The organism is Variovorax sp. P1_H12_2 (assembly GCF_056405335.1).
Genome location: NZ_JBFUCI010000211.1, coordinates 1 through 10,690, shown reverse-complemented (window position 1 = coordinate 10,690; position 10,690 = coordinate 1). Strand labels below are relative to the sequence as shown.

The 10,690-nt window shown below is 67.9% G+C and carries 12 protein-coding genes; 4 read left to right on the top strand and 8 right to left on the bottom strand.

Going from position 1 to position 10,690, the window contains the following annotated elements; translation table 11 throughout:
- The 6 genes from AC1D2K_RS20270 to AC1D2K_RS20245 form a co-directional block, all read right to left on the bottom strand.
- Nucleotides 1–998: ABC transporter substrate-binding protein (locus tag AC1D2K_RS20270; RefSeq protein WP_478090623.1), on the bottom strand; the 998-nt coding region annotated here is incomplete at its 3' end.
- A 58-nt stretch (nucleotides 999–1,056) separates the two neighbouring features.
- Nucleotides 1,057–2,088 carry a LacI family DNA-binding transcriptional regulator gene (locus AC1D2K_RS20265; protein ID WP_478090622.1) on the bottom strand — a complete coding sequence of 344 codons (1,032 nt, stop codon included), beginning with the start codon at nucleotides 2,086–2,088 and terminating at the stop codon, nucleotides 1,057–1,059.
- 327 nt (nucleotides 2,089–2,415) lie between these two features.
- On the bottom strand, nucleotides 2,416–2,907 hold the full coding sequence (locus AC1D2K_RS20260; protein WP_478090621.1) for a dihydrofolate reductase: 492 nt from the start codon (nucleotides 2,905–2,907) through the stop codon (nucleotides 2,416–2,418).
- A 5-nt stretch (nucleotides 2,908–2,912) separates the two neighbouring features.
- A complete protein-coding gene (locus AC1D2K_RS20255; protein WP_478090620.1) occupies nucleotides 2,913–3,743 on the bottom strand; it encodes a thymidylate synthase in 831 nt (276 codons plus the stop codon).
- A complete protein-coding gene (locus tag AC1D2K_RS20250) occupies nucleotides 3,740–5,173 on the bottom strand; it encodes an FAD-binding oxidoreductase (RefSeq protein WP_478090619.1) in 1,434 nt (477 codons plus the stop codon). Before AC1D2K_RS20250 ends, AC1D2K_RS20255 begins: the two co-directional genes overlap by 4 nt.
- Complete coding sequence (locus tag AC1D2K_RS20245; protein WP_478090618.1) at nucleotides 5,170–5,574, bottom strand: DUF2069 domain-containing protein; 405 nt, start codon at nucleotides 5,572–5,574, stop codon at nucleotides 5,170–5,172. Before AC1D2K_RS20245 ends, AC1D2K_RS20250 begins: the two co-directional genes overlap by 4 nt.
- A 50-nt stretch (nucleotides 5,575–5,624) precedes the next feature.
- Between AC1D2K_RS20245 and AC1D2K_RS20240 the strand changes: the two genes are divergently transcribed.
- From AC1D2K_RS20240 to AC1D2K_RS20230, 3 genes are read left to right on the top strand one after another with little or no spacing between them, the layout of a single operon-like run.
- Complete coding sequence (locus AC1D2K_RS20240; protein WP_478090617.1) at nucleotides 5,625–6,839, top strand: YihY family inner membrane protein; 1,215 nt, start codon at nucleotides 5,625–5,627, stop codon at nucleotides 6,837–6,839.
- A gap of 43 nt (nucleotides 6,840–6,882) precedes the next feature.
- The gene (locus AC1D2K_RS20235) at nucleotides 6,883–7,254 is read left to right on the top strand and encodes a thioredoxin family protein (protein WP_478090616.1); all 372 of its coding nucleotides are present in this window, start codon (nucleotides 6,883–6,885) and stop codon (nucleotides 7,252–7,254) included.
- Nucleotides 7,255–7,275: 21 nt separating this feature from the next.
- Entirely contained in the window at nucleotides 7,276–7,938 is a 663-nt protein-coding gene (locus tag AC1D2K_RS20230; protein WP_478090615.1) for an NAD-dependent epimerase/dehydratase family protein, read from the top strand.
- 6 nt (nucleotides 7,939–7,944) lie between these two features.
- Here the strand turns inward: AC1D2K_RS20230 and AC1D2K_RS20225 are convergent, their stop codons facing one another.
- On the bottom strand, nucleotides 7,945–8,739 hold the full coding sequence (locus AC1D2K_RS20225) for an alpha/beta fold hydrolase (RefSeq protein ID WP_478090614.1): 795 nt from the start codon (nucleotides 8,737–8,739) through the stop codon (nucleotides 7,945–7,947).
- A gap of 87 nt (nucleotides 8,740–8,826) precedes the next feature.
- Nucleotides 8,827–10,137, bottom strand: coding sequence for an O-acetylhomoserine aminocarboxypropyltransferase (locus tag AC1D2K_RS20220; protein ID WP_478090613.1), 1,311 nt, complete (start codon nucleotides 10,135–10,137; stop codon nucleotides 8,827–8,829).
- A gap of 138 nt (nucleotides 10,138–10,275) precedes the next feature.
- Here AC1D2K_RS20220 and AC1D2K_RS20215 point away from each other — a divergent pair.
- Nucleotides 10,276–10,690: CBS domain-containing protein (locus AC1D2K_RS20215; RefSeq protein ID WP_478090612.1), on the top strand; the 415-nt coding region annotated here is incomplete at its 3' end.

Sequence of the window (10,690 nt, the reverse complement as noted above, 5' to 3'; positions counted from 1 at the left end):
GAATAGGAGACCACCGAGATGCCCTGGCCGCCGAGTTGCACGCCCTTGGCCTTGTCCGACGGATTGACGAAGAAGCCGATCTTGTCGCCGCCGACGTTCGGGTCCTTGTAGAGGCCCGGGAAGAAGGCGAACCAGTTCATCATCATCGCGACCTGGCCCGACTTGAAGGCATCGAGCCCTTCGGTCATGTAGGCATTGGTCAGGCCGGGCGGCGTGCTGCCCTTGTAGAGCGCCTTGTAGAACTCGAGGCCGCGCACCGCGTCGGGCGAGTTCACGAAGCCGTCCATGGCATACGGCTTCTTCGGGTCCTCGTACTTGAAGCCCATCGGATAGAGCACGTTGGTCACGCCCATCGTGATGCCTTCGGAGCCGCGCTCGGTGAACAGGTAGGCGCCGTAGACCTTCTTGCCGTCGATCATGCGGCCCTGGAAGAACTCGGCCACCTCCTTGAATTGGGCCCAGGTCTTCGGCGGCGCCAGGTCGCGGTTGTACTTGCTCTTGAATTCGGCCTGCAATTCGGGCTTCGCGAACCAGTCCTTGCGGTAGGTCCAGCCGACCGCGTCGGCCATCGCCGGCAGGGCCCAATAGTTGGGCGTGTTCTTCGGCCACTCGGCGTAGCCCACCACGGTGGCGGGCGCGAAGTCCGTCATCTTGATGCCTTCCTTGCTGAAGAACTCGTTGAGCTTGACGTACTGGCCCTGCTCGGCCGCGCCGCCGATCCACTGGCTGTCGCCGATGATCAGGTCGCACAGCTTGCCCTTGGAGTTGAGCTCGTTGAGCATGCGGTCGGCAAAGCTGGTCCACGGCACGAACTCGAACTTCATCTTGATGCCGGTCTTGGTGGTGAAGTCCTTCGAGAGTTCGACCAGCGCGTTGGCCGGGTCCCAGGCAGCCCAGCACAGGGTGATGGTCTTGTCCTGCGCGCGCACGTCGGCGCTGGTCAGGCTGAGCACGGTGGCTGCGGCGAGGGCGATCACCCCCGGGAGCATCTTCGACATCGATTTCATGAGCTGTCTCCAAAAGGTTTGGGATCAGGGGCACATACCCGGCGTCCGCTCAGTGAAGGTTCTCGGCCGTCAGGATCTCGATGCGCGGCTGCACCACGTTGAGTGCGCCGCGGACGTTCTCGCACAGCGCGCGCAGGACACGCGCCGCCGTCAACACGCAGTAATGGATGTCCTGGTGCAGGACGTAGGAGAGGGCATTGGCGCTCAGCAGCGAGGCGTTCTCGTCGGTGAAGTCGTGCGCCGCCACGCCGGCGTGGGGTGCCAGCCCGGACTCGGCCAGTGCGCGCGCCACGCCGGCGCTGCCCGAGCCCACGTTGTAGATGCCGGCCACGCGCGCCGGGTCGATGCCGTTCTTCAGTGCATCGAGCAGTGCGCGGCAGGCGCCGTCGTCATCGGCCGGCAGGTCCGGCGTGCGCACCATGCGCAATCGGGGGAAGCGCTCCTCGATGACGTGGGCGAAGCCGATGCGGCGCTCGATCTCGGCCGACAGCCGCGTCGCCTGCGACGACAGCAGCAGGATGTCGCGCCGGCTGTCGTTGGCCATCCGTCCCAGCAGCAGGCCGGCGGTGCGGCCGGCGGCGCGGTTGTCGGCGCCGATGCAGATCTCGCGCATGGAGCCCGCGACGTCGGAGAACAGGGTCACGACGTGGACTCCCGTGCGCACCAGTTCGTTGATGGCGCGCTTGATCGGCGGCAGGTCGGGCGCCAGCAAGGCGATGCCTTCGCAGTCGCTCACCTGCGCGAGCTCCTCGGCGAAGCGCGCCGGGTCGGTGGCGTCCAGGCGGTGCGTGATCTCGGTGATGTGGGCGTGCCGGAAATCGCCGGCGGCCTGCGCGATCTGCCGCTCGACCAGGTCGAGGAAGGGCGAGGCATCGGCGGGAAGCACAAAGGCGAAGCGCGCGTTCGCGCCTCGGCGAGGCCGGCCCGGCTGCTGCGGGGCCCCCAGTTCCTCGACCACCTGCATCACCCGCTGGACGGTCTCGGCATTGACGCCCGGACGGCGGTTGAGCACCCGGTCGACCGTGGCCGTACCCACACCGGCGGAGCGGGCGATGTCGGCGATGGTGGGGGCGGAGGACATGGAGGAGGAAGCGTGGATCGAGGCGGTTATCGTAATAACATCAATAATTAAATCAATCAGGGTTTTGGAGCATGGGGCGCAGGTCGGCCAGGACCGGGCGCAAGGGGGCGGGAGGTGTGCACGACGAGGCCGCCCGTGGCGAGCGCGTGCGCCGCGCCGACGCTGTCAGACCGCCTCGGTGCGAGGCGTGATGCGCGGGACCGGCGGCAGGGTCGTCGAGCGGTGGGTCTGTCCTACCCTACGATGTACCGTAAGTGCAGCGGCAGAAGCCGTCGAACGTCGAGCAGAATCGGCCGTCTGGGCCGTCTGCCCGTCCACAGAGGCGATTCAGCCTCGCTCGAGCGTCACGAAGCTGAACGGCAACCCGTTGGCCGCGACATGCGATTCGCGCGCCGTCTGCTGCCAGCCGGCGCCGAATTCAGGCGCCCAGGCGTCGCCCTCGTAGTCGCGGTCGATCTCGGTCAGCACCACGCGCTGGGCCAGCGGCTCGGCCTCGGCATAGATCTGCGCGCCGCCCATCACCCAGGCCTCGGTGGCCTGCCCGCGCTCGCACAGGGCGATCGCCTCCTCGAGGCTGCCCGCCCGCTCTGCGCCTTCGGCCTGCCACTCGGCATTGCGCGTGACCACGATGTTGCGGCGGCCGGCGAGCGGCCGGAAGCGCGGCGGGATCGAGTCCCAGGTCTTGCGGCCCATGATCACGGGCGCGCCCGCGGTCTGGCGCTTGAAATGCGCCATGTCTTCGGGCAGGTGCCAGGGCATGACACCGTCGAGTCCGATCACGCCGTTGGCGGCGCGCGCGAGGATCAGGTTGATGCGCATCGCGTTCAGACCGCCACGGGCGCCTTGATGGCGGGATGGTGCTCGTAGCCGACCACTTCGAAGTCCTCGTACTGGTAGTCGAAGATCGAGGCCGGCCTGCGCTTGATCTGGAGCGTCGGGTAGGGCAGCGGCTGGCGGCTCAGCTGCAGCGCCACCTGCTCGGCGTGGTTGCTGTAGATGTGGCAGTCGCCGCCGGTCCAGATGAAGTCGCCGACGTCCAGGTCGCATTGCTGCGCCACCATGTGCGTGAGCAGCGCATAGCTCGCGATGTTGAAGGGCACGCCGAGGAAGATGTCGGCGCTGCGCTGGTAGAGCTGGCAGCTCAGCTTGCCACGCTCGCCCGGCGCCTGCGGCGGCGCGACGTAGAACTGGAAGAAGGCATGGCAGGGCATCAGCGCCATCTTCGACAGTTCGGCCACGTTCCAGGCGCTGACGATGATGCGGCGCGAATCGGGGTTGCTGCGCAGCGTGTCGATCACCTGCTGGATCTGGTCGACGTGGCCGCCGTCAGGTGTCGGCCAGCTGCGCCATTGCACGCCATAGACCGGGCCGAGGTCGCCATCCTCGCGCGCCCATTCGTCCCAGATCGTGACGCCGCGCTCCTTGAGCCAGTTGTTGTTGCTGGAACCGGTCAGGAACCACAGCAGTTCCTGGATGATGGACTTCAGGTGCACCTTCTTGGTGGTGACCAGCGGGAAGCCTTCGTTCAGGTCGAAGCGCATCTGGTAGCCGAACACGCTCTTGGTGCCGGTGCCGGTGCGGTCGCCCTTTTGCACGCCGGTGCTGTCGACGCGGCGCATGAAGTCTTCGTATTGGGAGCGGATGGGGCGGTTCATTGTTGAGGGGTCTCCAGCCGGATCACCCGGCCCGGATTCAGGATGTTCTGCGGATCGAGCCCGCGCTTGATGGCGCGCATCATCTCGAGCGCCACCGGCGACTTGTGCTTCTCGAGCTTGTCGACCTTGAGCGAGCCGACGCCATGCTCGGCCGAGAACGAGCCTTCGAAGGCCTCGACCGCGTCGTAGACCAGGGTGTTGATGCGGTCCTCGTGGTCGCGCAGGAAGGCCTTGTTGTCGCCGCCCTCCGGCGCCTGCACGTTGTAGTGCAGGTTGCCGTCGCCGAGATGGCCGAAGTTCACCAGCCGCACGCCCGGGATCTCGCGCGCCAGCAGCGCGTCGGTCTCGGCCACGAAGGCCGGGATGCGCGACACCGCGATCGAGATGTCGTGCTTGATGTTCAGGCCTTCCTCGGCCTGCGCCAGCGGGATGCTCTCGCGGATGTGCCAGAGCTGGTGTGCCTGTGTGAGGTTTTCGGCGACCACCGCGTCGGTCACGCAGCCGTCCTCGAATGCCGTTTCGAGCAGCGCCTCGAAGCGCGCGCGGGCATGGTCCTCGGACTCGCTGTCGGAGTTCTCGAGCAGCACGCAATAGGGCACGGCCGCATCGTCGATGAACGGCACGCGCAGGGCGGGGAAGTGCTTGGCGACCAGGCTCAGCGCGAAACGGCCCATCACTTCGAAACCGGTCAGGCCGGGGCCGAGCCGCTGGTGCGCCAGGCCGAGCAGCCTGACCGCATGGTCGAGCGAAGGCACTGCCGCCCAGGCCGTGAGCTGGGCGGCCGGCAGCGGATACAGCTTCATGGTCGCGGCAGTGATGATGCCCAGCGTGCCCTCGCTGCCGATCATCAGGTCGCGCAGGTCGTAGCCGGTGTTGTCCTTGCGCAGGCCGCTGGTGCCTTCCCAGACCGCACCTTGCGGCGTCACGACCTCGAGCCCGAGGCAGAGGTCGCGCGTGTTGCCGTAGCGCACGACCTGGGTGCCGCCGGCGTTGGTCGCCAGGTTGCCGCCGATCGTGCAGCTGCCTTCGGCCGCCAGGCTCAGGGGGAACAGGAAGCCGGCGTTGCGCGCCGCTTCCTGCAAGGTCTGCAGCACGCAGCCGGCTTCGACCGTCATCGTGAGGTTGGCGGCGTCGATGTTGCGGATCTGGTTCAGACGCTGCAGGCTCAACAGCACCTGGGTGCCGCTCTCGTCCGGAATCGAGCCGACCGCGAGGCCGGTGTTGCCGCCCTGTGGGACCAGCGTGGTGCCGGCCGCGGCGCAGGCCTTGACCACCTCGGCCACCTGCAGGGTGTTGCCCGGGCGCACCACCGCCAGCGCCTTGCCGCGCGAGCGCTTGCGCCAGTCCTGCTCCCAGGCGCTGAGGTCGCCTTCGGTCAGCACATTCGCCGCGCCGACGATCGAGCGAAGCCTGTCCAGCAAAACGCTCATGGCGTCGCCCCTTCGAGTTTGCGTGCCTGGGCGGCGTTGCGCAGCCGCAGCCGCACATGCCAGGCGCAGGCCGTGAAAAGCGCCAGGCACAACAGGACCTGGATCAGCGCCAGCACCTGGCCGACACCGTTGGTGTCGCTCCAGGCGCGCACCACGCCTTCGGTGAAATAGAGCCAGACCATCAGGCTGACCCAGCGATAGGTATACATGCGGTTCTTGAGCAGGCCAGCCAGCGGCACCACCAGCGGCAGCACCTTGAGCGCCAGCCAGGATCCCCCCGGGCGCAGCGGTGCCAGCCATAGCTCCCAGGCGAGTCCGAGCACGATCAGCCCGACGAGGCTGCCGACGGCGAGCCAGCGGGTGGCGGAAACGGAGGCGGGAGGGAGGTGGGACGCGGTCACGGCAGGTCAGTTCGAACGGGTTGCGCCGGAGCGGCGGAGGACCCGGTGGCATGATACCGGCCATGAATCGCCGGCAACTCTGGAGGGATCTTTCGCGCTTTCCCTGGGGCAACACCGCCGCCGTGCTGGGCGAGCGTTTTCGCGAAGACCGCCTGGGCCTGACGGCCAGCAGCCTGACCTTCACCACCACCATCGCGTTGGTGCCCTTCTTCACCGTGGCGGCGGCGCTGTTCACGGTGTTCCCGATGTTCAGCACGATGCAGGGCCGGGTCCAGCGCTGGCTGATCGACAGCCTGATCCCGGACAACATCGCGCGCCAGGTGCTGGGCTACCTGAACCAGTTCGCGAGCAAGGCCAGCGGCCTGGGCGTGGCCGGGCTGGTGGTGCTGCTGGTGACCGCGGTGGCGCTGATCCTCACGATGGACAAGACGCTCAACAACATCTGGCGGGTGCGCAAGCCGAGGCCGCTGGCCCAGCGGGTGCTGATCTACTGGGCTGTGATCACGCTCGGGCCACCGGTGCTGGCGCTGAGCCTGAGCACCACGGCGGCCTTTTTCTCGGCCTCGCGCGAGGTGGTGGGCGGCGCGATCGTCAAGCTGCTGTTCGACACCTTCGAATTCGTGCTGCTGGCCGGCGGCATGGCGGCGCTCTACCGCTTTGTGCCGAACACCCACGTCAGGTGGTCGCACGCCTGGGCCGGGGGCGTTTTCGTCGCAGTCGCGATCGAGGCCGCGAAGCGCGTGCTGGCCTACTACCTGAGCCTGGTGCCGACCTATTCGGTGCTGTACGGGGCCTTCGCGACCGTGCCGATCCTGCTGGTGTGGATCTACGTGGCCTGGGTCATCGTGTTGTTCGGCGCCGTGATCGCGGCCTACCTGCCCAGCCTGCTGACCGGGGTGGCGCGGCGCGGAGGCGCCGCCGGCTGGCCGCTGCAGCTCGCGGCCGAGGTGCTGCAGTACCTCCACGCCGCCAAGTCCACGCCCGCCAGCGGCCTGGGCGCGGCCGAACTGGTGGCCCGCATGAGGGTCGATGCGCTGCAGCTCGCGCCGGTGCTCGAGACCCTGGTGGCGCTCGACTGGATTGCGCCGCTGGCCGAGGAGCGCGACAACGACGACCCGCGCTTCGTGCTGCTGGCCGACCCCGCCGACTCGCTCGAGCCGCTGCTGCGGGAGCTGCTGATGCCGCAGGCGCCGCCGCTGCGCAGCCTGTGGCACCAAGGCCCATTGGACAGCCTGCGGCTGCAGGATCTGCTGGCGAATCGATAATGGCGCCGGATTCTCCGCCACCCCTCCATTTCCCGACCCTGCCGTGACCGACTTTTCCGTCTCCGCTGTCGACGACCGTCTCTGGGTCGTCTGCCTGTGCGCCGAATGGTGCGGTGCCTGCCGCGAGTACCGTCCGCTGTTCGAACAAGTGGCGCGCGCCCATCCGCAGTTCCGCTTCGCCTGGGTCGACATCGAGGACCACGCGGACATCGCGGACGATTTCGACGTCGAGACCTTTCCGACGCTTCTGATCGCCAGCGATGCCGGAACCCGCTTCATCGGGCCCTTGCTGCCCCACGCCGAAACCCTGGCGCGCCTGCTCGATGCGCTGCAGCCGGCCCAGGCATCGGCGCCCGAGGTGGCGACCCTGCTCGGCGCGCTCCAGCGCGAGCCGCGGACCTTTTCGGTCGMCTGACCGCCTGAGCCCGGGCCGCCGATGAAAGTCCTTCTCTTCGGCGCAACCGGCATGGTCGGGCAGGGCGTGCTGCGCGAATGCCTGCTGGACCGCGACGTGACCGACGTCGTGTGCGTCGGCCGACGCCCGAGCGGCGAGACGCACCCCAAGCTGCGCGACCTGGTGGTGCCCGATCCGGGCCAGCTTTCGTCGGTGGAAGCCGAGCTGTCCGGCTTCGATGCCTGCTTCTTCTGCCTCGGCGTTTCCTCGGTCGGGATGAGCGAAGACGACTATAAGCGAGTGACTTACGACCTGACGCTCGGGGCGGCGCGCACCCTTGCCCGGCTCAATCCGCAGATGACCTTCGTCTACGTGACAGGCGCCGGCACCGACAGCACGGAGCGCGGGCCTCGCATGTGGGCCCGCGTCAAGGGCGCGACCGAGAACGCGCTGATGCGGCTGCCGTTCAAGGCCGCCTACATGTTCCGCCCGGGCATGATCCAGCCGATGCACGGCGTGCGTTCCAAGACCGCGCTGTACCGATGGGCCTATGTGATCGCGAACCCGTTGTTCGGCTTGGTTCGCCTCTGGGCGCCGAATCGGGTCACGACCAGCGAGCAGGTCGGGCGCGCCATGCTGCTCGCCGCCAAGCGCGGCGCGCCGAGCCCGCTGGTCGAGATGACCGACATCAACGCGCTGCGCTGACGCCGCTCAGACCAGGAAATCGCGCAGCGCGAACAGCACCTCGTCGGGCGCCTCGCCCATCAGCGCGTGACCGGCCTTGACGGTGACGACCTTGGCGCCCGGCGCCTTTTGGGCGAGCGTGCGGGCCGCACGCGGCGGCGTCATCTGGTCGGCCTCGCCGAGCAGGAACAGCACCGGGCACTTCAGCTTCGCCAGCGCCTGTTCGCCGTTGGCGTAGTCGTTGCAGGCCTTGAAGCCGATGTGGAACACATTGGCGTCCGGGTTGCTCGCCAGCACGCGGCGCATCAGGGCCCGCGAACTGCCGTAGAGCCAGGCGCCCGGACCGAGCGGCGGCGCCAGCATCGAATGCGAGAAGGTGTTGACCATCGCGATCGCGCGCTGCGGATCGTTGAGCGCGCCGTCCAGCAGCGCCGGCGACACGGTCATCGGATAKGCGGTGCCGACCAGCGCCAGGTGCGAGACGCGTTCCGGCGCGCGGGCGGCGGTCTCGAGTGCGATCAGCGAGCCGAAGCTGTGGCCGACCAGCGCCGCCTTGGCGACGCCGGCCGCATCGAGCAGCTCGACCACGAAGGCCGCGGCGTCCTCGACCGTGGCGGGCGGCGGGCCCTCGCTGCGGCAGTGGCCCGGTAGGTCGACCGCAAGCACGTTCCAGCCGTGGTTGGCGAACCAGCGGCTCTGCAGGATCCAGACGCTGTGGTCGTTGAGCACGCCGTGGATGAAGACCACGGTCGGCTTGGCGGGGTCGAGCAGCTTGCCGCCGGTGTAGCAGTAGGTGGCGTGGCCGTTGACGAGAAACTCCATCACGCCTCCCGCCGGGCCGCCCCAAGGGCGGCGTGCGCCCCCTCGGGGGGCAGTGAATACATGAAATGATGAGCGTGGGGGTTCATGTCACGCACCTGCCTTTTCCGCGCTCTTCAGCGCGCGCTTGAGGTCGTCGATCAGGTCGGCCGGGTCTTCGAGCCCGATCGACAGCCTGATGGTGCCCTGCGAGATCCCGGCACCCGCCAGCGCCTCGTCGCTCATGCGGAAATGCGTGGTGCTCGCGGGATGGATCACCAGGCTGCGGCAATCGCCCACGTTGGCCAGGTGGCTGAACAGCTTGAGCGCCTCGATGAACTTCTTGCCCTGCTCGCGGTTGCCCTTGAGGTCGAAGCTGAACACCGCACCGGCGCCCTTGGCGCCATGGCGCAGCAGCTTGTTGGCCAGCGCATGGCTGGGGTGCGATTCGAGCAGCGGATGCCCCACGTGCGACACGAAGGGATGCGAAGCCAGGAACTCCACCACCTTCTGCGTGTTGTCGATGTGGCGCTCCATGCGCAGCGGCAGCGTCTCGATGCCCTGCAGGATCAGCCAGGCCGTGTGCGGGCTCATCGAGGCGCCGAAGTCGCGCAGGCCCTCGCGGCGTGCGCGCAGCAGGAAGGCGCCGACCGTGCTCTCCTCGCTGAAGACCATGTTGTGGAAGCCGTCGTAGGCCTGGGTCAGTTCGGCAAACTTGCCCGAGCGTTCCCAGTCGAAGCTGCCGCCGTCGACCACCACGCCGCCGATCACGGTGCCGTGGCCCGAGAGGAACTTGGTAGCCGAGTGATAGACCAGGTCGGCGCCCCAGTCGAAGGGCTTGATCAGGTAGGGCGAGGTCAGCGTGGAATCGACCAGAAGCGGCACCTTGGCCGCGTGCGCGATCTCGCTGACCGCGGGAATGTCGAGCACGTCGAGTCCCGGGTTGCCCACGGTCTCGCCGAACAGCAGCTTGGTCTCGGGCCGGATCGCGGCGCGCCAGCCGTCGAGGTCGCCCGGCTTCACGAAGGTGGTGTCGATGCCGAAGCGGCGCATCGTGTAGTGCAGCAGGTTCTGCGAGCCGCCGTACAGCGCGGTGCTGGCGACGATGTGCGAGCCGGCACCCATCAGCGTCGCGATCGACAGGTGCAGTGCCGCCTGGCCGCTGGCGGTGGCGATCGCGCCGATGCCGCCTTCAAGCGCCGCCACGCGCTGCTCGAGCACGGCGTTGGTCGGGTTGCTGATGCGCGAGTAGACGTGGCCGGCGCGCTCGAGGTTGAACAGCGCCGCGGCATGGTCGCTGGATTCGAAGACGAAGGAGGTGGTGAGATGGATCGGCACCGCCCGCGCGCCGGTGGCGGGGTCGGGTGCGGCGCCGGCATGCAATGCCAGCGTGTCGAAGCCGGGGTCGGAGTAGCCGGACATGAGCGCCTTTCGAGATCGTTTCTGCAATGCCCCGTTACGCGTGCATCCTGCACGGCGAAATCGCGGGGTCGGTGGACGGGCGGCCATTGTGGGCTATATTCAAATCGGCACGCCGCCGAGCAAGTGAGGAGCAATTACATGAAAGTCAGCGACATCCTGCGAGTGAAGGGCAACACGCTCTTCACGGTCACGCCCGACGAGCCCCTGGCTAGCGCGGTCGACGTCATGGCCGACAAGGACATCGGCTCGCTGGTGGTCATGGAGCACGGCGACCTGGTCGGCATGCTCACCTTCCGCGAAGTGATCGTCGCCATCGTCGCCAACGGCGGCCAGGTCGGCGGAACCCTGGTGCGCAAGGCGATGGACGACCATCCCGTGACCTGCACCCTCGAAACCGACCTCGACGAGATCCGCCGCATCATGCTCGAGCGCCACGCGCGCTACATGCCCGTGATGGACAAGCGCATGCTGATGGGCGTGATCAGCTTCTACGACGTCGCCAAGGCGGTGGTCGACAGCCAGAACTTCGAGAACAAGATGCTCAAGGCCTACA

Excerpts from the sequence above, each read along its gene's own strand:
- AC1D2K_RS20265 (WP_478090622.1), bottom strand. The coding sequence starts at position 2,088 with ATGTCCTCCGCCCCCACCATCGCCGACATCGCCCGCTCCGCCGGTGTG.
- AC1D2K_RS20260 (WP_478090621.1), bottom strand. The coding sequence starts at position 2,907 with ATGCGCATCAACCTGATCCTCGCGCGCGCCGCCAACGGCGTGATCGGA.
- AC1D2K_RS20255 (WP_478090620.1), bottom strand. The coding sequence starts at position 3,743 with ATGAACCGCCCCATCCGCTCCCAATACGAAGACTTCATGCGCCGCGTC.
- AC1D2K_RS20250 (WP_478090619.1), bottom strand. The coding sequence starts at position 5,173 with ATGAGCGTTTTGCTGGACAGGCTTCGCTCGATCGTCGGCGCGGCGAAT.
- AC1D2K_RS20240 (WP_478090617.1), top strand. The coding sequence starts at position 5,625 with ATGATACCGGCCATGAATCGCCGGCAACTCTGGAGGGATCTTTCGCGC.
- AC1D2K_RS20230 (WP_478090615.1), top strand. The coding sequence starts at position 7,276 with ATGAAAGTCCTTCTCTTCGGCGCAACCGGCATGGTCGGGCAGGGCGTG.
- AC1D2K_RS20220 (WP_478090613.1), bottom strand. The coding sequence starts at position 10,137 with ATGTCCGGCTACTCCGACCCCGGCTTCGACACGCTGGCATTGCATGCC.